We start from the raw sequence: 23,359 nt of genomic DNA on the forward strand, positions 1-23,359 counted from the left end.
CTTTATTATTTCGCAAAACTAACGAATATACAATAGGATGTGTGTATGAATATGAATGTAGTCATTATAAATAAAGTACTACGCATAATCAATTTTTTTAAACCTTTCAAAAATGTAAGGTTTTTGTCATTTGAATCGATGGAAGGTATTTCCGTACTTTACTAATATAAAAACATAGTTAGTAGAAAGAAGGGCGGAGAAGTAATATGAACATTAGAGAACTCGCATATCGGAATGTAACGCGAAATAGACGGACATACTCAGCCTATTTTTTAAGTAGTGCATTTGCAATTATGGCCTTTTTTGTGTATTCATTTTTTGCGTTTCATCCGGCATTAAGTGCAGGAGAATTGGGGCAGTACGTATTCGTAAGTATGTCTTTTGCACAGTCTATTATTTACTTATTTACATTCTTCTTTATTTTATATTCGATGGGAATGTTTTTAAAAACGAGAAAGCGTGAGCTAGGAATTTTAATGATGCTAGGTATGACGAAATATCAATTAAAGCGTCTTATCTTTTTTGAAAATATTATGATTGGAATAGGGGCAATTATTTTTGGTGTTCTTTCAGGTATGTTATTTTCAGGGGTATTAATATTTGCCGCCCCGATGATATTAAAACTAGATATCTCCTTATCCTATTACATACCGATGAAAGCAATTGTTGTAACGAGTATTATGTTTTTCATATTATTTATGATCATATCATTGTTTAGTGCAGGAATGATTCGTAAAAATAAAATTATGAAGTTGTTTAGAGGATCAGCAGAGGCAAAACCGGAACCGAAAGCATCAATCATTTTTTCAATATTAGCAGTAGTGTTGCTTAGTGCTGGCTATATAGGAGCTCTTCTATCGCATGGCGCAATGGTATTTATTATGATGATTCCTGTTACAACGGTAGTTACTATTGGGACGTATTTGTTGTACAAGCAGCTGAGTGTCTTTATTATTCGATTATGTAAAAAAAGTAAACGTTTCTATTGGACACAGACTAATATTATTACGTTATCAGATTTAGCGTATCGCATGAGAGATAACGCAAGAATGTTCTTTATTGTAACCATTATTTCTACTGTAGCATTTTCAGCAATAGGGACATTAGTTGGCTTCGCATCCATGACGAAAGAGATAATGGAGAGACCAATTGCGTTTCATTACCATTCTAAGCAAGGGAATAGTAACGAATCACAACATATACAAATGATTGACAAAGGATTAAAGAAACATAATATAGCAGCTTCAAAAACTAATATTTCGACAAAGAAAACGGAGGAACAGTCGTTAAGAAGCGCCACTTTTATAAAAGAATCAGACTATAAGGAATATGCAAAGTTAACAGGAGAACCATTTAATACTGTAGCAAATAAAGAGGTTGTATTTTTGTCAGCTAATATACCAGGACCGGCGATGAAAGAAAGAAAAGAAATTACTTTACCCAATATGAATGAACATTTAAAGGTGAAAAAAGTTACTTCATCTTCATTGGGGAAAATATTAAGAGGAAATGTTTATGTAATCTCTAATAATCAATATGATTCATTACAAGATGGATTTATAGAGACAAAAGATTATATGTATAAAACTGAAAGAATGAAAGATGAGATTGAAATTGGTAAAGAGCTTACGCATCAAATTAAACCGCATCAAGAACATTCAACGTTTAGTGCGGAAGAGTACGAACAAAACCAAAGTTTACAAATTGCAGGACCGATTTTATTTGTAGGTTTCTTTATTGGTATAGTATTTTTCGTTTGCGCAGGAAGTTTCCTTTACTTCCGTTTATTCTCCGATTTGGAGGATGATGTTCGCTTGTTCGAAATGATTCGAAAAGTTGGATTGACGAGTGGGGAATTATCGAAGGTAGTTACAATTCGATTGGCGCTTTTATTCTTCGTTCCAATTGGTGTTGCAACATTACATGGGGCAGTAGCCTTAACGGCGTTAGGGCAAATGTTTGAGTACTCATTGTTTAAAGAAAATACAGTTGTATTAAGTATTTTCATAGGTATTCAAGTTGTATACTTCTTACTTATAAGATCCCGTTATGTAAAACAATTGAAAGAGAGATTACGTATGCATTAAATGTGTTTTTTTAACTCGAGTACAAAATTTTCTAAAAAGAGGCAAGTATTGTCAAAAAGTGATAAAATGGAAAAAGCGAGGTGGAAAAATTAATAGAGAGTAAGGGGGGAGAACTATGAAAGCAACAGGAGTTATTCGAAAAGTAGACGAATTAGGACGAATTGTTATCCCTAAAGAATTACGCGATGTATTGGGAATACAAATCAAATCACCGCTTGAAATTTTTGTAGAAGCAGATAAAATCATTTTGCAAAAATATCAACCTTACAATGCTTGCCAAATCACAGGTGATGTTTCAGAACAGAACATATCATTAGCAAATGGAAATATTACTGTTGGGATAGAGGGAGCGGAATATTTAGTAAAAGAAATAGAAAAGTTTTTAAACAAGAGTGAGGTTTAGTCTTAATTTATATTATTTTTCAAATTACATATCATTTTTTTAAAAGACTGTAAGAGGACCATTAATTGGTCCTCTTATTTTGGTTATTAGTTGAACGACACGGGCTGTTACTTCCTACAAATCATAGGGGAAATAAAAAAGTAGTATAGAGTTAGTTAATGATGTTGAGAAATATTTGAAAAGAAGGAAAACAAAAAGAATAAAACGAATGTTACATTTACAAGTATTCAAAAGTGGTCTGAAATGAAAATAATACATTTTCAGGAGGGATTACGATGAGTAGTACAGTGAATAAGCAAAAAGGTATACAATTGATTCCGTTTACCGTAAATAAGGTGGTAGAGCAAGTAAATGAAATTCCACCAGGTGTACAACTGATTCACGCTCCACAAGTATGGGAAAAGAGTGTGAAGGGGCAAGATGTAGTCGTTGCCGTATTAGATACAGGGTGTGATACCAATCATATAGATTTAAAGGATCGTATTATCGGCGGAAGAAATTTCACAAAAGATTATGAAGCTGATCCAAATGTGTATCTTGATAATAACGGACATGGTACTCATGTAGCGGGCACGATTGCCGCGACTGAAAATGGTGTCGGTGTATTGGGAGTTGCACCACTTGCTAAAATGTTAGTATTAAAAGTTTTAGCGGGAGATGGTTCTGGAAGTTATGAGCAAATTATTGAGGCAATTCATTATGCTGTAAATTGGAGAGGGCCGAATCAAGAGAAAGTGAGAATTATTTCAATGTCACTTGGTGGTCCGCAAGATGTTCCAGAATTACATGAAGCAATTCAAAATGCGGTAAATCAGGATGTTCTCGTTGTATGTGCTGCTGGAAATAATGGAGATTGCGATGATGAAACAGAGGAATTAGATTTCCCAGGTGCTTATTCTGAGGTAATTGAAGTTGGTGCTGTTAATTTAGAGCGGAAGATTACATGTTTTAGTAATTCAAATCAAGAAATTGATCTAGTAGCGCCAGGTGATGAAATATTATCTACGTATCCAGATGGGAAATATGCTGTGTTAAGTGGAACTTCCATGGCGACGCCGCATGTTGCTGGAGCGCTCGCCTTGCTCATTAAACAGTGTGAGAAAGAATATGGTCGAAAGTTATCGGAGCCGGAAATATATGCACAACTCATTAAAAGAACTGTACCTTTAGGGTACGAACGTACATCTGAAGGAAATGGATTAATAGATTTATTAAAAGAATAGCCATATTAAAAAACATCTCATATTCATATGAGATGTTTTTTAATATGGCTCTGTCGCATGTAATACAACTTGTAACAAACCTGGGAATCTAGCATTTAAATCTTCTTCACGAATTGAAATGAAACGTTGTGTTCCTTCAAGGCGCGTGTACATAACACCTGACTCACGTAAAACTTTGAAATGGTGAGATAAAGTTGATTTCGCAATAGGAATGTTTAAAGCGCCACAAGATTGTTCGTTTTTCTCTAGTAACATATTTACAATTTGTAAACGAATTTGATCGCTAAGTGCATATAAGACAGAAGAAAATTGAATTTCTTCTCGATTTGGATGATAGAGTGTACGCATATTTCACCTGCTTGTATAAGTTGAGATATTTGCACTATAACATATAAAGTGGTATATTTCTATTGTTCGAATATATTCGAACAATAGAAATATAGGGGGAGAAAAAATGAAGTATACAAAATTGCAAAAGGCAGGATTAAATATTTCAAAGTTGGGTTTAGGTACAAATGCAGTAGGGGGACATAATTTATATGCTGATGTGAATGAAGAAGAAGGAAAGCAATTAGTAGAAGAAGCTATTCAGCAAGGGATTACATTTTTTGATACAGCAGATTCATATGGTGTCGGTAGATCTGAGGAAATGGTAGGAGAAGTATTAAAGGGAAAACGCCATAAGCTTATACTTGCTACAAAAGGTGGAATTCAACCGTTATTAAATGGAGAAACTTATATTAACAATGAACCAAGTTATTTAAGAAATGCTGTGGAGAATAGCTTAAGAAGGTTACAGACTGATTATATTGATTTATATTATTTGCATTTTACAAATTCTGAAACAAGTTACATAGATTCAATCGGAGAGCTTACTCGTTTAAAAGAAGAAGGGAAAATTCGTTCAATTGGAATATCGAACGTAAACATAGAACAATTAAAAGAAGCGAACCAACATGGTCATATAGATGTTGTACAATCTCCGTACAATATGTTAGAACGTACGGCTGAGGAAGAACTGTTGCCGCATTGTATAGAAGCGGGTATTTCATTTATTCCATATGGGCCTCTTGCTTTTGGAATATTAGGCGGAAAATATACAGAAGATTTTAAATTGAACGAAGTCGATTGGCGCCAAAATGTAAATCTATTTGAAGAAAATACATATAAGAGTAATTTTAAGAAAGTGGAAAAGTTAAAAGGGCTAGCTAAAGAAAATGATATTGAAGTGTCTCATTTAGCGTTAGCATGGTTATTAAATAAAGAAGGAATTGATACAGTTATACCTGGTGGAAAGCGGGCAGAGCAAATAAGAGAAAGTGTGAAAGCGGTAGACGTTTCATTGAATAAAAGAGTCATGAAAGAAATCCAATCTATTTTAGAAGATTAGTGAAACAGAGGGATAGTACCCTCTGTTTATATAAGTGGAAATAAAAAATCTATCTTAAAGCGTTATAAACAATTACTTACAGATTCAAAGGTTTCACTTTCCTATTTTGCCTACTTTATTTTTCAAACCGGAAATTTTGCTGCATTTTCATTCTTTGGTGTATGGCTTTTCGTTCAATTTGGGTTACAGGTTCATGAAGTAGGTACGGCTATGCTTGTACTAGGATTAGGAAATTTAGCTGGTAATATTTTGGGCCCTAGACTCGTAAATAAAATTGGTTACAATTTTTCTTTCTATGGTGGAATTGTATTTACAGCAGTGTTATATGTAATACTCCCTTATTTAAAGAGTATTATATTTGTTGAATTATTTTTCTTTGTTTTATTTTTTGTGACAGGAATTTTGTTTGTATTAATGATGGGACACTTACAAAACATGTCTACTATAGCAAGAGGAACAGGTGCTGCTCTTGCAAATGCCTCGATGTACATTGGCCAAATGATTGGTGCGGCAATAGCAGGAATGTTATTTGCAACATCTCATAATTTTATATTAGTAGGTAGCTTTACTGCGTTATTATATGTTTTAGCTTTATTTCTGTTTAGAAAAAGTGAAAACATTAATAAAGATAATGAAAAAGGAATTGCATCATAAAGTTTTAGTAAATCAAAAAGCACTTTTTTGGTTAAGTCTAAAAGGTACTTTTCTTTTTGATTGCATAGTTGCTGCATTTTCATTATGTATACTTGCATCTTTAATAATTCGTTGTTCAGCTATATTATTGAAAAAGAATTGTAATAAAATTATGGGGAAATAAAAAATCCCTATGGTGATAGGGATTTATATATCGGCATATAGCTCCTCGGAAAAGGATATACCTAGTTTAACATATAGAAGTACTTATATTTGTGAAATAGATGTGAAAGTAATGTGAAAAATATTGTAACAAAAAGCACTGTTTTAGCTAATGTAACTAAAACAGTGCTTTTCTTTTTGATTGAACAGTTGCTGCATTTTCATCATGTATACCTGCATCTTTAATAATTCGTTGTTTTGCTTTATTTAATAGATGGTTCACTGCTTCACCAAAATAGTTAGCTTCGCTTTTTGTGCGGGCTTCTCGTAAACATTTATAGTTTTCTAGCAGTTCCTCTTTTTCGGAGTTTGTTAAGAAATCTTCTATTTTCTTTTTTGTCATACGAAACACCCTTTCTCCTGACAAACGACGCAATAGAAAATATTTATTTCTCATTATAACAATAATTTTAAAAGAAAGTATACACTAACGTCGCAATAATTTGTCAATTTCTTGAATCTTCTCATCAGCTTTCCCAATTTGCGTATTTTTAGCCTGTTCGCCACCAAGAGCTTGATGTAGTAAGAAAGTTTGACCGGAAATAGCAGTTACAATGGATACTTTTATAATTTCTTTTATTGCGGTGACATCGAATAAAACGAGTCCGAGAAGTGCGGCTAGGCTACCCGTAAAAATATCAGTTAAAAATCCAAAATGAAAAAATGTTTTCAAACGGCGTGGAAGCAATAACTTACCTTGGTTATTGATTAGATGGGAAACGAAGCCAGTAATGCCACCAACGAGAACAGCGGTTAGCCATTGATACATTTCCATCGAATCCACTCCTTTTAGTGAATAAGATTCGATTATTTTATATTGATTCCTTTTAATATTTCATATAAGCATATTGAGAAAGTTTGTTTGGGTATATTTTGTATTCAATTTAATTATAACGGAAAATTCAGATATATTTCAGTCTATTATATGAATCATTTTTACAATAATATGAATGCAGAAAGGGGTGCGTGATATGAATATAGATTATCGAATAAGAAGTGTAGATGGTTATACAAAAAAAATAGGGGAATTAGTAAGCATGCTTGAGCATACGAGAGCTGTAACATTAGGTGAAGTAAGAAATTTATCAGTTGAGCAATTAGATTTAATTATGCAGAGTAGCGGGAATTCAATTGGTGCCTTATTAAAACATATAGCAGCTATTGAAAAAGTTCATCAGCTTATTTCATTTCAAGATCGTGACTTTACAAAAGAAGAATTAGAAATATGGGAAGATGCACTGTATTTAGGGGAAGCGGATAGAGCGATCCGTGGTCATGAAATACAGTATTATGTACAACTTCTACAAAGTGTTCGAGAAGAATCTCTGAAGTATTTAAGTGAACAAGGTGATGAGTGGCTCATGTCAGAAAGAAAGTGGCCTAACGGTGTAGTATATAACCAGCACTATCTTTGGTTTCATGTGCTAGAAGATGAAATTAGTCACCGAGGACAAATTAGAATGCTCAAAAACAAATTATTTGAAAATTACGTTAAATGATGTAGCTTTTTATAGGAGAATTCCATATAATGAGAGTAATTAAAATAAGAACGGGGTGATGTGTTATGGCGAAAATAACTTATATGAATAATAAACCAAATACAAAGGTGGATGGAAAGGGCGAAACGATATAAGTGAGCGCACTATCCTTCCACTTAGCTAAAACTAGGGAGGATATCAATTTGAATCAAAATATTTTAGAATCGTATGGCTGGGATTCTTTTTTTGAGGAACAAGCTGTAGAGAAATTTGAAGTAGGTCGTATTTTACTTGAGCGTAAGCATATATATCGCATTATTTGTAACGATGGTGAATATATGGCAGAACTGTCTGGAAAGTTTCGGCATGAAGCAGTAACGAAGGGAGATTATCCAGCTGTTGGTGATTGGGTGTATATAAAGAAAATAGAGAATGAAAAGAAAGCTATCATTCATAGTATTTTTCCGAGAAGAAGCTCTTTTTCTAGACAAGAGGCTGGTACTCGAACGGAAGAACAAGTAATAGCAGCGAATGTAGATTATCTATTTTTAGTGAATGCACTTAACCATGATTTTAATGTAAGAAGAATGGAACGTTATTTACTTTTAGCGTATGAAAGCGGTGCAATGCCTGTAATTGTTTTAACAAAGAGTAGTTTATGTGAGGACATGGAACAGAAAATTGTTGAAACGGAAGCTGTGGCAATTGGTGTTCCAATCTTCGTCGTTGATAGTTTAGAGCATACTGGTATTGAATCGTTGCAGCAATTTGTTTCTTCAGGGAAAACAATTGCTTTAGTCGGATCATCCGGTGTTGGGAAATCCACTTTGTTAAATGCACTTATAGGAATTGAAGTAGCAAAAACGGGAGATATTCGTGAGGAAGATAGTAAAGGAAGACATACGACAACTCATCGTGAATTGTTCCGATTACCGAGTGGTAGTTTAGTTATTGATACTCCCGGCATGAGGGAATTGCAACTTTGGGAAGGAAGCGAAGCGATTCAAACAACATTCTCTGATATTGAAAAACTCGCGACAACATGCCGTTTTCGTGATTGTAAGCATGAGAATGAACCAGGATGCGCGGTGCATAGTGCAATTGATAACGGACTTATTACGATAGATCGTTTGAAAAGCTATAAAAAATTACAAAGAGAACTGGCGTATTTTATGAGAAAACAAGATGCAATCCTTGCCAGAGCAGAGCGTGATAAGTGGAAAAAGCTTTCTAAACAACATAAAAAAATGTAAAAACCAAAGGGTGCCCTTTGGTTTTTTCTATTTGTAAATTTTATAATAATATTATTTATATATATAGACAAAGAGAAATTAATTGTTTAAACTTTACAAAGTATTCATCATAGTAGGTTATGAAAATAATAATTAGGGATTGGGAAATATTAATAATTAACTCAATTTAACTTTTAAATTTGAAAATTAGGAGGTTCATAATGGGTAAACTATTAAATTTGTTTCGTGATATGAAAGTAGCAAAAAAGCTATTAATTTCATTCTTTGTAATTTTAATTGCGGCTGTGTCTATTATCGGAGGCATGTCTTATCAAACAGCCAAAAAGAATTTTGAATCACAAATTAAGAGTAGTGCCAACGACAATATAAAAATACTGGATAATTTAATCAATCAAATGATTGATGCAAAATTTAATGATGTGAATAATTTTGCACGGGTGATTCAGGGGAATATGTATCAAGGAGATAATCAGGATGAATTAAGAAAAATATTATCTCAATATATAAATTTAAATAAAGATGTTGAACAAGTATATGTTGCCGGAAATGATAAAAAATTTGTGCAAGAACCAAATATACAAATGGCAGCAGATTATGATCCAACAGCACGACCTTGGTATAAAGATGCAGTGGCAAAACAAGGTGGTATTGTTGTTACTGAGCCGTATAAGGCAAAAGGAAATGGACATATTGTCGTAACAATCGCAAAACAAACAGAAGATAAAAATGGGGTTGTTGCGCTAGATTTAAGTTTAGATAATTTATTAAAAACATCAAAGTTAATTAATATTGGTAAAAAAGGATATGCCTTCATTTTAGATGGAAAGCAAAAAATAATTGCTCATCCACAAGAAAAATCAGGAGAAAAAGCGACTGATTCTTGGGCAAAGAAAATTTATGAAGATAATCACGGTGCTTTTTCATATTCTTATGGTGGTAGTGAAAAGAATATGGTATTTGCTACAAATGTAAAAACAGGTTGGAAAATTGGTGGGACTATGTACTCAAGTGAAGTAATTGAAGCTGCTCAACCTGTATTTTATAATATGTTAATTGTTATGCTTATCTCATTAGTAATAGGTGGAGCACTTATTTATTTTGTAACACTTTCAATTACGAAGCCTTTAAAGAGATTAGTTGTTACCTCTAAAGAAATAAGTGAAGGGGATTTAACGCAAACAATTGAAATTCATTCTAATGATGAAATCGGCCAACTTGCTAAAGGCTTTAATGAGATGACGAATTCGTTACGGACGTTAATCGGAAGAATTAACGATTCAGCTGGGCATGTTGCAGCGGCATCAGAAGAGCTAACTGCAAGTGTAAGGCAAGCAAGTGAAGCGACTGAGCAAATCACAATCGCAATGGATGAAATATCAAGTGGGGCAACGACGCAAACAACAAGCGTAGAAAATGGTGCTATGTTGCTATTTGATGTAACGGAAGGAATTCAGCATGTAGCAAATAGTTCATCATCTATTAATACGGCTTCCGCACATACTCGTGAAAAAGCAGAAGATGGTGGGAAACTAGTAGGAAGAACAGTAAACCAGATGCAGTCTATTGCAGAATCTGTGTCACAATCAGATGCAGTTATACAATTACTAAATAATAAATCAAAACAAATTGGTGATATTTTAGAAGTAATTCAAAATATTGCAGATCAAACAAACCTTCTAGCTCTAAATGCGGCGATTGAAGCTGCAAGAGCCGGTGAGCATGGAAGAGGTTTTGCGATTGTTGCAGATGAAGTACGTAAATTGGCAGAGCAGTCTAGCGTATCTTCTAGTGAAATTAGTAAATTAATATGTGAAATACAAGATGATATGGGTAAGACAGTCAAATCTATGAATCATGTAAATGAGGAAGTTCAATCTGGACTTGTTATCGCAAATGAAACGAAGCAAAACTTTGCTGAAATTTTACAATCTACAAATGAAATAGCTAATCAAATTAAGACGATGGTTGAAACGGCTAATGGAATGTCAAAAGGGGCAAATGAAGTATCTATTTCGGTAGGACAAATTGCAATGACAGCACAAAATAATGCAACAAGCACACAAAATGTTGCGGCTTCAGCTGAAGAACAGCTAGCTTCGATGGAGGAAATTGGATCCGCAGCGGGCACGTTATCTCAAATGGCTGAAGAGTTACAAGGACTAATTGACAGATTTAAAGTTTAACAGAGAACAGGCTGTCCCTAAAATAGAAGTATGTATTGGGAGAGTCTGTTTTATTATGTAAATTTAAATGTGGGATGTAGAGTCCTCTTATGACGTTTAAAATGGTATTTTGCATAATATTTGTCGAAAAATAGAGGTATTTGTTAGCTTTGTGTATAATTGTTAACCTATAGAATACAAATAAAAGGAGAGTATTATGGGAGTGTACTGGGGGACAAAAAGACATTCTTGGCTTAGTTACGTTTCATTTTGGCTAAGTATTTCATTTTTTATTGTTTTTCTAATTGAAGTGTTTATATTAAAAACACTTTCGAATAGCTCGGTGCAAATTGTTAAATATTTTTATTTTATACTTGTACCAGTAAATATTTTTCTTAGTTTAAAGTTACTATTTAAGAAGAATGAAAAGAAAGCGTTACCTATTTTTAGTTTCATTGTCTCATTATTATTCGCAATTTTAATAATCGTATTAGTTTTAGCAGCTATAGGGAAGTTCTTTTAAGGGGAGTGGTATAAGTCACTCTCCTTTTTTATTTGTGTTAGTCTTACTATATGTAAAAGTGTGAATGCTGTAAGCTAATAAAAGCGGACAGTAGAGAATATTTGCATTGATTAAAGTCTGATGTTATTTGAACTTGTAAGAGAGTATGGAGTAATGAGGTAATATACATAATAATGGAGATAGAATTAGTTGTTTTATAAGTATGTATGAAGCAAATGAATACGGTAAGAACGGTGATATATGGTACAATAGCTATGGATAGTGATAGAGATAAAGGGTATATAAAATACTCATCGTTTTTAGTAAGAGAGGGGTTATCTTATGCTATACGAGGATTTGGAGACATTATTTCAAACAGCTCCGAAAGAAGATAGAGGCGGATGGAAATATATAATCCAAGAACAAAATGATACATATAAAATTGTTGATGAAATTCTGAAAAATCAAATGAGTGTCGAATTGTATTTTAATGAATACGATGAGGTGAAAATCACTTTATATAAAGATGGAATTCCCATTACGACTATGCAAAGAATTGCGATTTCAAAAGTTGAATTAGACGAAGATGAAGAGGGTATTCAATTTGTTTTAGAGCGCATGCCTAGTCGAATGATTCGGTTGCAATTAAAGCCATATTTAGCATTAGAAATGGGGCCGTACTGGGAAGTATGTGATGATTGTGAATGAACATAAAAAAGCATCCAATAACATGGATGCTTTTTTATGTTTTTTGAAGTTGTTTAAATGCAATGATTGGAAGTATAACAATACTTACCCATCCGATGATAGGATATAGAATGTGAAGTAAGTCACTGTAACCGATGTAACTAAAGCAATAACTAATTAGTAAAATAAAGAAAATAATATTGTTATTTTTCCACCCAGTAATAGATTGCATCTGTTTTGTCATTCCGAACACATTACCAACTAAAGTTGTGAAAACTTCACCGAAAATAATGAGAACGAAGAAGAAGTGAAAAGTTGCATTAAATCTTCTTATGACTTCAGCCATTGGGATGTTATATTGATAAAATTGATCGACTGATAAGATTGCTAAATGGCTGCATAATAAAATTAAAGAAAGTCCAGCACCCCCTAAAATCCCACCCCAAAAAATGGCTTTTCGATCCTTAACTTCACTGGCTAATGGGACGAGAACACTTTGGGCGAGAGAAAGATTTAAGGCGACATATGTAATAGGGCTAGTAATCCATTTCATATTCCAACTCTCTGCAGGAATAGTGTTATTAATGGAAGGTGTACCGTGAAAAAAGGTTGTAATAGCAAGTCCGATAATAAAAATCATCATAATAGGTACGACAAGTGTATTTACTTCAAAAACACCTTGTAATCCGCGGCTACTTATAATGAGACAAGCGATAACTGTAATGAGAATACCGAGTTGTCTTGGTAAGCGAAGTTGCTCTTCAAATACTGCACCAGCCCCTGATAACATAACGCTCGTTACGCCGAATAAAACGAGTAATAATAATGTGTTTACAACATTCCCAAATACATCCCCAAATAAATATTTGTTAAATTCTTGCGCTGAAAATGCCCCAATTTGCGATGAAAGTAACATCATCTTTGTGCCGAGCCAAATAAAAAAAAATCCACTTACACATATGCCAATTGTCCCATATAATCCATTCACTGTGAAAAATTCAACAATTTCTCGTCCAGTAGCAAATCCAGCTCCAACGACAGTTCCGATATAAGTAGCAGCTACTTTCTTTGCTACTTGCCATTGTTGATTGTCCATGTTATCCCTCTTTCTACTATGATGAGCTTGATGTACTATTATGCATATGTATGAGCTTGGACAATTAGACGTATGAAGTGTTTGAAAAAATACATGAATTAAATGATATTAGGGAAGTATTAAAGGTGTTAAAACTTTGTTACATATAAGCCGATTGTTCGAAAGGAAAGGGAATGTATGGTAAAATGTAATTAGGTTATTAAAAGATAAACATTACAAAATGATAAGAGGAGTGGGTTGTATGAGTACGAAAACAAATGTTGTTGAAGTATTAAACAAGCAGGTAGCAAACTGGAATGTGTTATATGTGAAACTACATAATTATCACTGGTATGTGACAGGGCCACACTTCTTTACATTACATGAGAAATTTGAAGAGTTTTATAATGAAGCTGGAACGTATATTGATGAGTTAGCAGAACGTATTTTAGCTTTAGAAGGTAAACCATTAGCGACAATGAAAGAATATCTCGCAACATCTAGTGTCAGCGAAGGGACAAGCAAAGAATCTGCAGAAGAAATGGTGCAAACATTAGTGAATGATTATTCTGCACTTATTCAAGAATTAAAAGAAGGTATGGAAGTTGCGGGCGAAGCTGGCGATGAAACATCAGCTGACATGTTGTTAGCAATTCATACAACATTAGAACAACATGTATGGATGCTAAGTGCATTCTTAAAATAACGATAAATATATAGAAACCCATTGAAAAATTATTTCAATGGGTTTTTTTATGATTTTTCAGTTTTCTTTTATGCTATAATATAGTAAAAAGGAGGCGATGCGATGTTTCGCTTTTTCAGAACTGGAAAAGAAGAGCGGGAAATTACGAAAGATGAATTAGAACAAGCGATGGCTCAGTTTTTAGAAACGAATGCTAATATTGTTTATACAGTATTAGTAAATGACGATTATACAGTGAATTATGATTTGTTAAAACCGTATTTACCTGCATTTCCAACAAATGATTTTCTCATAACGAAGGAAACGCTTGAGGTATTTGAACATACAGCAGAAAATTTAAACCTAGTGAAAGAAATTGATGTCGTACAAAAAGCAGTAGATCAATACGTAACAGAAAAAGAAATGTTCCCAATTGTTGAAGGTAGCGAAGATCGCCTCATATGCGGAATGAAACTAGGACCTTACTTAAATCGTAGCTTAAAAAGAGACTTATATATTTCAGAAAAACATTATTTAGTTTCAAGTAAACCAGATAGAAAAAAACAAAAGAGCGGGTAGATGTAATGAAAACAACAATACATATATTGTTGTCTTTTTTTGTTTGTTAAAATATTGATTTTTCAGTCTATTTTCATTTATACTAAATGCATTGGACAGGGAAGAGTAACTATTAAGCATCATTCTGAGAATAAGATATTGTTAGCGTAGGTTATACAAAGTGGTATAAAGATTCGCAAAAAAATATTATAAAAGGTTTCGGGGGAATTGGTACATGAAAAATAGTATGACTTACATTCAATTATTAAATGAAACGTTACGTTGTTATGCAAATAAAGGAAGTTTTGAAGCGTACAATTATATAATGGAAAATGCTACAGGTGTAATAGGGAATGAGGCGCAAATATATAATTTTAAGTATGCGCTCGCAAGTGCATCGGGACTTGAAAAAGAAGCATTACATTTAATGAGAGAGGCCATTATAGAAAAGGGATTCTGGTATGGAAATGAGTATTTAATTTCGGACGATGATTTAAAATCACTACATAAATTTGAAGAATTTCATACAATGGTTCAATTATGTAAAGAAAGAGAAGGATTAGCACATAAAACGGAAAGACCAGACGTGAAATATATATACAGCAAGAAAGAGGGAAATCTACTACTTACATTACATGGTGACCAAGAAAATATTCAAATAGTAGAGCCATATTGGAAATCAGTTTTGACACAAGATTACACGTTAGCTTTACCACAGTCTTCACAAATTCAGTTTTCAGGTGGATTTGTTTGGGATGATCTAGAGAGAGGGAAAGGGGAATTAAAAGAGCATTACAATAAGTTTATAGAAAATCATACAGTAGAAAATGTAATAATTGGTGGTTTTTCTGCAGGGGCAAGAGTAGCTTTATATACGATTTTACAAAAAGATATAGATGTAGATGGTTTTGTTTTTATGGCACCCTGGCTTCCCAAGATTGAAGAATGGGATGAGTTGTTGAGTGTGCTGCAGGATAAACATATAAAAGGATATATAGTATGCGGGGATCAAGATGAAGATTGTTTCGAATCCGTGCAGCAATTTGTACAACTATTAAGAGATAAGAATATAGAACATAAGTATAAAGTTGTGCCTGACTTAGATCATAATTATCCTATTAACTTTGATGAGCTATTAAAAGAAGCTATTGAATATATAGGAAATGAAAACAATAAGTAGTAAGAAAAAGAGATGCATCATATGTGATGCATCTCTTTTTAGAATTATAAATTAAAAGCATTTGCTAGTAAGCGATAAGACTTTAGTTTATGTTCGAATTGATGAGTAATCGTGACAATCATAAATTCGTCAGTATTGTATGCTTTGCTTAAGTTTATTATTTTTTCTTTTACAGAAGACGGATCACCAACAATCATACGTTGACGATTTTCTTTTATACGGAATAAATCATAAGCGCTGTATGAATAATTTTGAGCAGTTTCAATAGAAGGTGTACCAGTAGTTGGTTTTCCTTGCTCTAATAATAAGATTGATAAATCTAAACTAGAAGCAATTTTTTCTGCTTCTGCATTTGTTTCTCCGCAAATAACAAAAATAGCAACGATTGACTTTGGTTTATCTCCTAAAAATGAGGGCTGATATTGTTCTTGGTAAGCCCTCATAACTTCAGGGCCTCCAAAGCCATTAATAAATTGTGCAAATGCGAAAGAAGCTCCGTTGTTTGCAGCAATTTTAGCGCTCTCTCCACTAGAACCGAGCATCCACATTTCAGGAGATGTTGGGATAACTGGAGTGGCTTTTAAGTTTGCATAGTGATGGTTTTCTGGTACTTGATCATGTATGTACATTGCAACGTCTGCAATTTGTTCTGGATATTGATCAAGTGAGACCATTTTCCCTTCTTGAAGTGCGCGAGTTGCTATTGGCATACCACCAGGGGCTCTACCAACACCGAGATCGATACGATTTGGATACAGTGCTTCTAAAACACGGAAATTCTCAGCGACTTTATATGGGCTATAATGCGGTAACATAACACCACCTGAACCGACTCTAATATGGTCCGTTTTTGCGGCAATATGAGAAATAAGTATTTCTGGACTTGAACCAGCTAAGCCTACGGAATTATGATGTTCGGATACCCAAAAACGTGTGAATCCGAGTTTTTCAACTTCTTGTGCAAGCGTAACTGTATGTGAAAAAGCTTGGGCTGCTGTGCTACCATCTGAAATAGGTGATTGGTCTAATACACTTAACTTGATCATAGAATATACCTCTCAATCTTAATGTACATCCTATTATATATTTACTTATGAAAAATGCGTAGTGAAATGCTCAAAATGAAAAGCGGATAATCTTATTTCCGCTTTTAATGAGAAAATCCGCGTTCATAATGATTCATTTCGACTAGATTTAAAATATATTCATAGTTGTCAATTTCACGTTTTAGCTGTTCACGTTCTTTTGCAGATAGTGTCATATTGCTAAGTTTTTTACATAAGTTTTGTTTCTTTAATTCTAAATGTTTTTTTGTAGCATGGTAGTCATAAGTATGTTTCATTTTTAACCACTCCTTCTTTGCAGTTGCTATATTATACGAAGCATAAAGAAATATGAAATCTGTCTCTTATGTATTTTTAGTGAATATTCAAATTGCAATGGTGTTATGTTTATGGAGATCTATGAATAAAATGCACTAAACCACTAACGTCCATTTGATGAAATAAGGGGTGGAATTGTGCAGAAAGATATAATGTATAACACTGAAATGGATGAAGCGTTAAAAGTTATAGATAAAGGATTGAAGAAGACGATAAGTCCAAAACAAATTATTGTAGTGGGAGCTGGTATGGCTGGATTAGTTTCAGCATCTTTATTAAAGGCTGCAGGACATGATGTGAAAATTTTTGAAGCAAACAACCGGGTAGGTGGCCGTATAGAGACAGTTAGAATGGAAGATACCGGATTATATTTAGATGTGGGAGCAATGAGAATTCCGTATACACATAGGTTAACGATGGCATATATAAGAAAATTTGGGCTACAGGTGAGTCCTTTTATTAATAGGAATGAGACGGATATTATTTATGTAAATGGACGGAAAACGACGTTGAAACAATATGAAAAGGATCCGAGTATTTTAAGGTATCCTGTGGAAATGAACGAAGTGGGAAAAACGTCTGAAGAACTATTGTTATTAGCAGTACAGCCGATAATAAATTTTATTAAAAGAAATCCAGAGAAAAATTGGGATGTTGTAGTGAAGGATTTTGGGAGATATTCCACAGGACAATTTTTAAAGTATCATCCTTATCAGTATAATACTTACTTTTCGCCAGTAACAATTGAGATGATCGGTGTTCTATTAGATTTAGAAGGTTTTTTAGAGCGGTCGTTTGTAGAGACTTTACGATTTCTATACATTATGCAAGAGGAGAGCGGATTTTGTGAAATTATGGGCGGGAATGATAGATTACCAAAGTCATTTTTACCGCAATTAGAAGAAAATATTATATATAATCAAAAATTAATGAAGTTACATCAACACGATAATGGTGTGACAGCTTTCTATCGGAACGAGGAAACTTTTGAATATAGTAGTATTACAGGAGATTTAGTTATTGTTACTATCCCGTTTTCGACAATGCGTTTTGTAGAAGTAGATCCGTTTGATTCTATATCTCATGAAAAATGGAAAGCAATTCGTGAATTGCATTACATGCCTGCGACGAAAATAGGAATTCAATTTAAAAGCAGATTTTGGGAAGAACAAGGGCAATTAGGTGGCAGAATTATAACAGATTTGCCAATTCGTTATGCCTATTATCCAAGTCATGGAATTGGAGAAAAAGGACCTGCTATGATGTTAGGTAGCTATACATGGTCTTACGATGCATTGTTATGGGATGGTTTATCAAAAGGCGATCGTATTTATTACGCCTTACACAACTTAGCAACAATATTAGGAGGTCAAGTGTATGATGAGTTCATATCTGGAATATCAAAAAGCTGGACATTGGATCCGTATGCGCTTGGAGGATTTGCGCTTTTTCAAGCAGGTCAAGAATCTGAGCTACAACCAGCGATTGTCAAACCAGAGGGGAGAATATTCTTCGCTGGAGATCATACAACGCTATATCACGGATGGATTCAAGGTGCGATTGAATCTGGAATTTTTGTAGCGATGGAAGTGAATGAGTAAAATGTGTTTAATTCAGAAAATTCTTTACTATATAAATTGAGATGGATATTATTATATATAAAAGAATTATAGGGAGTGTTTACAGTGAATCCGTTATTATTCGATTTTCCTTCTGAATTTTATACTGACAGGCTTTTTATTCGAATGCCGAAACCAGGAGATGGTAAAGTTGTATATGATGCAATTCAAGCTTCAATACAAGAACTAAAACCTTGGATGGCTTTTGCACAAAAAGAGCAAACAGAGGAAGAAATAGAAGAAAGTATTAGAAAATCACATATTCAATTTTTGCAACGTGAAGATTTAAGATTACTAGTATTTTCGAAAGAAACAGGTGAATTTATTGCTTCAGCCGGATTACATCGTATTAATTGGGATATACCTCAATTTGAAATCGGATATTGGATTGATACAAGGTTTAGTGGAAAAGGCTATATGGTAGAGGCTGCGAAAGGTATAACGGATTATGCTTTTTCTGAATTGAAAGCAAACCGTGTAGAAATTCGTTGTGATTCTTTCAATAAGAAGAGTAGAGCGATACCTGAGAAATTAGGCTTTAAGTTAGAAGGTACGTTAGAAAGTGCGAGCGTTGCGGTAGATGGAAACGGATTAAGGGATATGTGTGTATTTGCTATGACTAGAAATACATATGAAAAAGAAGAGCTGTAAGAAAACAGCTCTTCTTTTTATGCATTATGGTACAGGATGTCCATTAGAGCTTTCGAAAATTGTAAACCATTGTTGACGGTCTAAGTTAACTTTTGTAGCAAGAGCGGCCGTTTTTACACGATCTAATTTACCAGATCCAACGATTGGCATCATGTTAGCTGGATGCGCAAGTAACCAAGCATACATAACCGTATCGATACTAGTAACACCTAGCTCAGTAGCAACTTTTTGCACAGTTTCACGTACACGTACGGCGCGTTCTGATTGACCAGTAAAGATTTCCCCACCAGCAAGAGGTGACCAAATCATTGGATTGATTCGTTTTTCTTGGCATAAATCAATTGTCCCTTTTTCAAAGTGCTCAAGCTGCAATGCAGAAACTTCAATTTGGTTCGTAATAAGCGGGAAATCTAAGTAAGAACTTAACATATTAAATTGTGAAGGTAAGAAGTTAGATACACCGAAGTGACGAACTTTTCCTTCTTGTTTTAATTGTGAAAATGCCTTTGCCACTTCATTTGGATCCATAAAAGGGTCGGGACGATGAATAAGTAATACGTCAATATAATCTGTATGTAAATTTTTTAGTGATGCTTCTGCACTTTGAATAATGTGCTCTGCACTAGTATTGTAGTGAGCAACATATCGCTCTGGAAATTTTGGTGATGGGGGAGCGATTCCACACTTTGTAATAATTTGCATGTTTTCTCGTAAGGAAGGCTTTAATTGTAAAGCTTCGCCAAATAACCCTTCACACGTATATCCGCCGTAAATGTCAGCGTGATCAAAAGTAGTAATTCCCATATCCATACAATCTTCAATGAAAGAAAGTAATTCTTGTTTCGTCATATCCCATTCTGCTAAACGCCAAAATCCTTGAATAATACGAGAGAATTCTAGCGTTTCATTCATTTGAACTCGTTCCATTATAAGTACCCCCTTGATGAATGATTATTATTTTGAAAAGGCTTTCTTACTACGTATTATTATATAGTTTGGGGGGCGTACATACAATAAATATGTTTTGCTAAAAAAATGATTTTCTCTATATGCTATAATGTAGAAACATATAGCTATAAGGAGATGTAAGGAATGATTCCAGTAACAATATTAACTGGTTTTCTTGGATCAGGGAAAACGACTTTATTAAATCGTATTTTATCAGAAAATCACGGTAAGAAATTAGCGGTGATTGTAAATGAAATAGGGCAAATTGGCATTGATAATCAGTTGATTATGAATGTAGAAGAAGAAATTATGGAAATGACAAATGGCTGTTTATGCTGTACTGTACGTGAAGATTTACTTGTTGCTTTAAAACAGTTACTGGACGTAAAAGCAGAAGGGAAAATGGATTTTGATGGTTTAGTAATTGAAACGACTGGACTTGCAAATCCAGGGCCGATTATTCAAACATTCTTTTTAGATCCAGTCATTCAATCTGCATACCAAATTAACGGTGTTGTAACGGTGGTAGATAGTTATCATATACATAAACATTTTGAAAAAGGATTAGAGGCAAAAGAGCAAATTGCGTTTGCGGATGTCGTTTTAGTAAATAAATTAGATTTAATTGAAGAGAGTGAGAAAGAAAATCTCTTGCATGAAATTCAAGGAATTAACCCGACTGCAAAGTTAATTGAGGCGACTAACTGTGAGGTAGATATACCATCTTTATTACAAATCCAAACGTTTAAAACGAAAGATACGTTGCAAATTTACCCTCATAAAGAACATAATCACTTAGAAGGTGTGAAATCATTTGTATTACGTGAAGAACGTCCGCTGGATTTACAAAAGCTTAATGAGTGGATGTCAGCTGTCGTTCAAGAGCTAGGGGAATATTTATATCGTTACAAAGGAATTTTATCGATAGATGGAGTAGATAAACGTATCGTTTTCCAAGGTGTACATACTTTATTTGCCGCTTCGTACGATAGAGAGTGGCAAGAGGGTGAAGAGCGAGTAAGTGAAGTAGTTTTCATCGGAAGAGATATTAATAAAGAGTGGTTCCAAGAACATTTTCAGGAGTGTGTGAAATAAGTCTGCGTAAATTGCAGGCTTATTTTTTATGAACATTCTATTAGATTGCAAAACAGAATTAAATAAGGGAAAGAAATTAAAAATTGATAAATGTATAATAAAAAGCCTGTTTTCACAGGCTTGTATTTTCGTCTATTAGTAACTCCATTACAACACCTACAACTGGACCTTCATCATCAATATCACCATTTAAGCGGAAACCAAATGATTCATACAGTCCCATTGCAAGTTTGTTGTCTGGATGTAAACTTAAGTAAATTATTTTGCATTCAAATTTTTCTTGTAAGAATTGAATGAGTAAGCGAAGGAAACGTTTTGCGTATCCTTTTCCTTGATATTGTTGGTCAATCATAAAGCGATCGAGCCATACGCTTTTATGTTTTTCTGAATACCATCCATACATTGCGTATCCTACAAGTGTTTCTCCATCATATAAACCTACTGACGTTCCGTTTCCTTCATATAATGATTCTGCTAAAGAAAACGCGTTACTTTCAATAAATTGTTGCTGATCTTTTGTGACGTTTAAAGCAACTACTGAACGCCAATTTTTTGCTGTTACTTCACAAATGTGAAGATTCATAATTCCAACTCACCTTCTAAATTAATATAGCTTTAAAGCTAATATGGATAATTTTACTTGTTATTTTGGTCAAGTCAAGGATAAATACATAAAAAGGCAGCTGAATACCAGATTCAGCTGCCTAGAAAATATAATGGATTAGTTTGTTGCTTCTTTCAATGTGTTTACGTTTTCTTCCATTAAAGTGAAGTAATCTTTATTATTTTTCGCATCATCTTCAGAAATAGTAGCTAAGTGATTTAAGCGTAAAACTTTTGTACCAGTTTCTTTTTGAATTACGGATGCTACTTTTGGAGTAGAGAACGTTTCGAATAAAATATATTTTAGACTATGTTCTTTTACTGTTTTTGTAATGTCAGCAAGCTGCTTTTGAGATGGTTCATCAGAAGCTGAAATTCCAGCGATAGGAATTTGTTTTAGGCCGTATCGTTGTTCCCAGTAACCATAGGCAGCATGAGAAACTAAAATTTCTTTCGTTTTTGCGTTCGCTACAGCTGCCTTAAATTGATCGTCTAAATCAGTAAATTTAGTTTGAAGTGCGGCGAAGTTTTTTTCGAATTCTTGTTTATGTTCAGGTTGTAATTCTACAAGTGCATTTTTAATTTTTTCCGCCTGTTTCATTGCTAGAGTAGGATCTAACCAAACATGCGGGTCTTTATCGTGATGATGTTCATCTTCTTTATGGCCATCTCCATGATCATGATGCTCTTCTTCAGTAGAAGCACGAAGCTCAATACCTTTAGATGCATTTACAATTTTAACATTTTCTTTTTGTAATGTTTTTTCCATTTTTTCAGCAAATGGTTCTAATTCAGCGCCGTTATAAACGAATAAATTAGCTTTTGCAACTTGTACTGTTTGTTTTTGACTTGGTTCAAATGTATGTGAATCTGCACCAGGTGGGTAAATTGCTTCAACATTTACATAGTCGCCACCGATTTTCTTTGCGAAATCAGCAAGTGGGAAAATCGTTGTATAAACTGTTAGCTTTCCATCTTTCTTGGCATTACTTTCTTTTTTATTTGAGCAGCCAGCGAAAATTAAGGTGAAAATAAGTAAGAATGAAAATATAGTCAATCTTTTAGGCATGAAGTTCTCCTCTTTTCTTTTTTACTGATATATTTTCCCCAATTATAGAAGAAAAATATCATTTTAATACAAAACGGAATAATTACGTTTTAGTTTGCGAACTTAGTATAATACATCTTTAATAAAGTTGCAATAAATAATAATCATTCCGATTTGTTTTTGTTATAAAGTTGTCAAATATAAGTGTATTATTTTTGCAAATGCATGCATATGTGACAACGCTGTTTTCATATATTGAAAAGGAGGTTAAAGAGGGGGGTGAGCGTTTGGGTTACTTAATGGAAGCTATTTTATTAATATTAGCGGTAGTATTGCCATTATCTTTTGTATTAATTTTTTTAAGAAGATTAATAAGTAATTTAGGGGACGCTACAACAATAACGAAATTACAAGAGAGAGATGAGAAAAAAGAGTAAGTAAAACACTATGCGTACGCATAGTGTTTTACTTGTGG

Annotated in this window: 25 protein-coding genes and 1 pseudogene; 17 read left to right on the top strand and 9 right to left on the bottom strand. The window is 33.7% G+C overall.

The annotated features are described in order from the left end of the window. Positions 1–206 precede the first annotated feature (206 nt). The 3 genes from AC0ONG_RS08345 to AC0ONG_RS08355 all read left to right on the top strand — a co-directional run bounded on the left by AC0ONG_RS08345 (position 207) and on the right by AC0ONG_RS08355 (position 3,713). The gene (locus AC0ONG_RS08345; RefSeq protein ID WP_127725763.1) at positions 207–2,087 is read left to right on the top strand and encodes an ABC transporter permease; all 1,881 of its coding nucleotides are present in this window, start codon (positions 207–209) and stop codon (positions 2,085–2,087) included. A gap of 115 nt (positions 2,088–2,202) precedes the next feature. Continuing rightward, positions 2,203–2,490: an AbrB/MazE/SpoVT family DNA-binding domain-containing protein gene (locus tag AC0ONG_RS08350; RefSeq protein ID WP_000648324.1), complete on the top strand. Its 288-nt coding sequence runs from the start codon at positions 2,203–2,205 to the stop codon at positions 2,488–2,490. Between the two features lie 275 nt (positions 2,491–2,765). Further along, a complete protein-coding gene (locus tag AC0ONG_RS08355) occupies positions 2,766–3,713 on the top strand; it encodes a serine protease (RefSeq protein ID WP_000099758.1) in 948 nt (315 codons plus the stop codon). A gap of 39 nt (positions 3,714–3,752) precedes the next feature. On the opposite strand, the gene AC0ONG_RS08360 is transcribed toward AC0ONG_RS08355, so the two are convergent. After that, positions 3,753–4,061 carry an ArsR/SmtB family transcription factor gene (locus AC0ONG_RS08360; protein WP_001259903.1) on the bottom strand — a complete coding sequence of 103 codons (309 nt, stop codon included), beginning with the start codon at positions 4,059–4,061 and terminating at the stop codon, positions 3,753–3,755. A gap of 106 nt (positions 4,062–4,167) precedes the next feature. Between AC0ONG_RS08360 and AC0ONG_RS08365 the strand changes: the two genes are divergently transcribed. Further along, complete coding sequence (locus AC0ONG_RS08365) at positions 4,168–5,103, top strand: aldo/keto reductase (RefSeq protein ID WP_098577923.1); 936 nt, start codon at positions 4,168–4,170, stop codon at positions 5,101–5,103. A 15-nt stretch (positions 5,104–5,118) separates the two neighbouring features. Further along, positions 5,119–5,757 (top strand): annotated as a pseudogene (locus AC0ONG_RS08370) (MFS transporter); the annotation flags it as partial. Between the two features lie 319 nt (positions 5,758–6,076). Here the strand turns inward: AC0ONG_RS08370 and AC0ONG_RS08375 are convergent. Both AC0ONG_RS08375 and AC0ONG_RS08380 read right to left on the bottom strand, forming a co-directional pair. Then, on the bottom strand, positions 6,077–6,301 hold the full coding sequence (locus tag AC0ONG_RS08375) for a hypothetical protein (RefSeq protein ID WP_000162602.1): 225 nt from the start codon (positions 6,299–6,301) through the stop codon (positions 6,077–6,079). Between the two features lie 84 nt (positions 6,302–6,385). Continuing rightward, a complete protein-coding gene (locus AC0ONG_RS08380) occupies positions 6,386–6,733 on the bottom strand; it encodes a DUF4257 domain-containing protein (RefSeq protein WP_000426317.1) in 348 nt (115 codons plus the stop codon). A 196-nt stretch (positions 6,734–6,929) separates the two neighbouring features. Between AC0ONG_RS08380 and AC0ONG_RS08385 the strand changes: the two genes are divergently transcribed. The 5 genes from AC0ONG_RS08385 to AC0ONG_RS08405 all read left to right on the top strand — a co-directional run bounded on the left by AC0ONG_RS08385 (position 6,930) and on the right by AC0ONG_RS08405 (position 12,061). Next, positions 6,930–7,457 (top strand): DinB family protein, encoded by a 528-nt coding sequence (locus AC0ONG_RS08385; protein ID WP_136996453.1) that lies wholly within the window; start codon positions 6,930–6,932, stop codon positions 7,455–7,457. Positions 7,458–7,639: 182 nt separating this feature from the next. After that, positions 7,640–8,689, top strand: coding sequence for a ribosome small subunit-dependent GTPase A (gene rsgA / locus AC0ONG_RS08390; protein ID WP_136996451.1), 1,050 nt, complete (start codon positions 7,640–7,642; stop codon positions 8,687–8,689). Between the two features lie 200 nt (positions 8,690–8,889). After that, a complete protein-coding gene (locus AC0ONG_RS08395; RefSeq protein WP_127725765.1) occupies positions 8,890–10,872 on the top strand; it encodes a HAMP domain-containing methyl-accepting chemotaxis protein in 1,983 nt (660 codons plus the stop codon). Between the two features lie 196 nt (positions 10,873–11,068). Beyond that, positions 11,069–11,374 carry a hypothetical protein gene (locus AC0ONG_RS08400; protein ID WP_000539571.1) on the top strand — a complete coding sequence of 102 codons (306 nt, stop codon included), beginning with the start codon at positions 11,069–11,071 and terminating at the stop codon, positions 11,372–11,374. 321 nt (positions 11,375–11,695) lie between these two features. Beyond that, entirely contained in the window at positions 11,696–12,061 is a 366-nt protein-coding gene (locus tag AC0ONG_RS08405; RefSeq protein ID WP_000965064.1) for a DUF3979 family protein, read from the top strand. A gap of 34 nt (positions 12,062–12,095) precedes the next feature. Here the strand turns inward: AC0ONG_RS08405 and AC0ONG_RS08410 are convergent, their stop codons facing one another. Then, positions 12,096–13,136, bottom strand: a complete 1,041-nt coding sequence (locus tag AC0ONG_RS08410) for a YkvI family membrane protein (protein ID WP_000370209.1) — start codon at positions 13,134–13,136, stop codon at positions 12,096–12,098. Positions 13,137–13,377: 241 nt separating this feature from the next. Here AC0ONG_RS08410 and AC0ONG_RS08415 point away from each other — a divergent pair, with 241 nt between their 5' ends. From AC0ONG_RS08415 to AC0ONG_RS08425, 3 genes are all read left to right on the top strand, one after another. Next, positions 13,378–13,821: a Dps family protein gene (locus AC0ONG_RS08415; RefSeq protein WP_000105199.1), complete on the top strand. Its 444-nt coding sequence runs from the start codon at positions 13,378–13,380 to the stop codon at positions 13,819–13,821. A gap of 102 nt (positions 13,822–13,923) precedes the next feature. After that, positions 13,924–14,379, top strand: a complete 456-nt coding sequence (locus AC0ONG_RS08420; protein WP_000488205.1) for a DUF3939 domain-containing protein — start codon at positions 13,924–13,926, stop codon at positions 14,377–14,379. A 214-nt stretch (positions 14,380–14,593) separates the two neighbouring features. Beyond that, positions 14,594–15,538 (top strand): alpha/beta hydrolase, encoded by a 945-nt coding sequence (locus tag AC0ONG_RS08425; protein ID WP_000798312.1) that lies wholly within the window; start codon positions 14,594–14,596, stop codon positions 15,536–15,538. A 44-nt stretch (positions 15,539–15,582) separates the two neighbouring features. On the opposite strand, the gene AC0ONG_RS08430 is transcribed toward AC0ONG_RS08425, so the two are convergent. Together AC0ONG_RS08430 and AC0ONG_RS08435 are read right to left on the bottom strand one after the other, a co-directional pair. Next, positions 15,583–16,584: an LLM class flavin-dependent oxidoreductase gene (locus tag AC0ONG_RS08430; protein ID WP_127725766.1), complete on the bottom strand. Its 1,002-nt coding sequence runs from the start codon at positions 16,582–16,584 to the stop codon at positions 15,583–15,585. A gap of 104 nt (positions 16,585–16,688) precedes the next feature. After that, on the bottom strand, positions 16,689–16,880 hold the full coding sequence (locus AC0ONG_RS08435) for a DUF3896 domain-containing protein (RefSeq protein ID WP_000683363.1): 192 nt from the start codon (positions 16,878–16,880) through the stop codon (positions 16,689–16,691). A gap of 177 nt (positions 16,881–17,057) precedes the next feature. Between AC0ONG_RS08435 and AC0ONG_RS08440 the strand changes: the two genes are divergently transcribed. Both AC0ONG_RS08440 and AC0ONG_RS08445 read left to right on the top strand, forming a co-directional pair. Next, the gene (locus AC0ONG_RS08440) at positions 17,058–18,521 is read left to right on the top strand and encodes a flavin monoamine oxidase family protein (protein WP_001168122.1); all 1,464 of its coding nucleotides are present in this window, start codon (positions 17,058–17,060) and stop codon (positions 18,519–18,521) included. Positions 18,522–18,605: 84 nt separating this feature from the next. Next, on the top strand, positions 18,606–19,190 hold the full coding sequence (locus tag AC0ONG_RS08445) for a GNAT family N-acetyltransferase (RefSeq protein ID WP_001068738.1): 585 nt from the start codon (positions 18,606–18,608) through the stop codon (positions 19,188–19,190). Between the two features lie 24 nt (positions 19,191–19,214). Here the strand turns inward: AC0ONG_RS08445 and AC0ONG_RS08450 are convergent, their stop codons facing one another. Continuing rightward, entirely contained in the window at positions 19,215–20,117 is a 903-nt protein-coding gene (locus tag AC0ONG_RS08450; RefSeq protein ID WP_136996449.1) for an aldo/keto reductase, read from the bottom strand. Positions 20,118–20,282: 165 nt separating this feature from the next. On the opposite strand from AC0ONG_RS08450, the gene AC0ONG_RS08455 reads away from it, so the two are divergent. After that, a complete protein-coding gene (locus AC0ONG_RS08455) occupies positions 20,283–21,233 on the top strand; it encodes a CobW family GTP-binding protein (protein ID WP_000613427.1) in 951 nt (316 codons plus the stop codon). 112 nt (positions 21,234–21,345) lie between these two features. Here the strand turns inward: AC0ONG_RS08455 and AC0ONG_RS08460 are convergent, their stop codons facing one another. Continuing rightward, positions 21,346–21,816, bottom strand: a complete 471-nt coding sequence (locus AC0ONG_RS08460; protein WP_127725767.1) for a GNAT family N-acetyltransferase — start codon at positions 21,814–21,816, stop codon at positions 21,346–21,348. Positions 21,817–21,954: 138 nt separating this feature from the next. Beyond that, positions 21,955–22,905 (bottom strand): metal ABC transporter substrate-binding protein, encoded by a 951-nt coding sequence (locus AC0ONG_RS08465; protein WP_001126157.1) that lies wholly within the window; start codon positions 22,903–22,905, stop codon positions 21,955–21,957. Positions 22,906–23,171: 266 nt separating this feature from the next. Between AC0ONG_RS08465 and AC0ONG_RS08470 the strand changes: the two genes are divergently transcribed. Then, positions 23,172–23,321 (top strand): hypothetical protein, encoded by a 150-nt coding sequence (locus AC0ONG_RS08470; protein ID WP_000540932.1) that lies wholly within the window; start codon positions 23,172–23,174, stop codon positions 23,319–23,321. Positions 23,322–23,359 lie beyond the last annotated feature (38 nt).

It is taken from the genome of Bacillus sp. TCT6, assembly GCF_056033845.1.

Coding starts and splice junctions, on each gene's coding strand:
- AC0ONG_RS08350 (WP_000648324.1), top strand. CDS start 2,203: ATGAAAGCAACAGGAGTTATTCGAAAAGTAGACGAATTAGGACGAATT.
- AC0ONG_RS08430 (WP_127725766.1), bottom strand. CDS start 16,584: ATGATCAAGTTAAGTGTATTAGACCAATCACCTATTTCAGATGGTAGC.
- AC0ONG_RS08375 (WP_000162602.1), bottom strand. CDS start 6,301: ATGACAAAAAAGAAAATAGAAGATTTCTTAACAAACTCCGAAAAAGAG.
- AC0ONG_RS08360 (WP_001259903.1), bottom strand. CDS start 4,061: ATGCGTACACTCTATCATCCAAATCGAGAAGAAATTCAATTTTCTTCT.
- AC0ONG_RS08355 (WP_000099758.1), top strand. CDS start 2,766: ATGAGTAGTACAGTGAATAAGCAAAAAGGTATACAATTGATTCCGTTT.
- AC0ONG_RS08345 (WP_127725763.1), top strand. CDS start 207: ATGAACATTAGAGAACTCGCATATCGGAATGTAACGCGAAATAGACGG.
- AC0ONG_RS08395 (WP_127725765.1), top strand. CDS start 8,890: ATGGGTAAACTATTAAATTTGTTTCGTGATATGAAAGTAGCAAAAAAG.
- AC0ONG_RS08410 (WP_000370209.1), bottom strand. CDS start 13,136: ATGGACAATCAACAATGGCAAGTAGCAAAGAAAGTAGCTGCTACTTAT.
- AC0ONG_RS08415 (WP_000105199.1), top strand. CDS start 13,378: ATGAGTACGAAAACAAATGTTGTTGAAGTATTAAACAAGCAGGTAGCA.
- AC0ONG_RS08385 (WP_136996453.1), top strand. CDS start 6,930: ATGAATATAGATTATCGAATAAGAAGTGTAGATGGTTATACAAAAAAA.
- AC0ONG_RS08435 (WP_000683363.1), bottom strand. CDS start 16,880: ATGAAACATACTTATGACTACCATGCTACAAAAAAACATTTAGAATTA.
- AC0ONG_RS08400 (WP_000539571.1), top strand. CDS start 11,069: ATGGGAGTGTACTGGGGGACAAAAAGACATTCTTGGCTTAGTTACGTT.
- AC0ONG_RS08455 (WP_000613427.1), top strand. CDS start 20,283: ATGATTCCAGTAACAATATTAACTGGTTTTCTTGGATCAGGGAAAACG.
- AC0ONG_RS08420 (WP_000488205.1), top strand. CDS start 13,924: ATGTTTCGCTTTTTCAGAACTGGAAAAGAAGAGCGGGAAATTACGAAA.
- AC0ONG_RS08465 (WP_001126157.1), bottom strand. CDS start 22,905: ATGCCTAAAAGATTGACTATATTTTCATTCTTACTTATTTTCACCTTA.
- AC0ONG_RS08365 (WP_098577923.1), top strand. CDS start 4,168: ATGAAGTATACAAAATTGCAAAAGGCAGGATTAAATATTTCAAAGTTG.
- AC0ONG_RS08460 (WP_127725767.1), bottom strand. CDS start 21,816: ATGAATCTTCACATTTGTGAAGTAACAGCAAAAAATTGGCGTTCAGTA.
- AC0ONG_RS08450 (WP_136996449.1), bottom strand. CDS start 20,117: ATGGAACGAGTTCAAATGAATGAAACGCTAGAATTCTCTCGTATTATT.
- AC0ONG_RS08380 (WP_000426317.1), bottom strand. CDS start 6,733: ATGGAAATGTATCAATGGCTAACCGCTGTTCTCGTTGGTGGCATTACT.
- AC0ONG_RS08405 (WP_000965064.1), top strand. CDS start 11,696: ATGCTATACGAGGATTTGGAGACATTATTTCAAACAGCTCCGAAAGAA.
- AC0ONG_RS08425 (WP_000798312.1), top strand. CDS start 14,594: ATGAAAAATAGTATGACTTACATTCAATTATTAAATGAAACGTTACGT.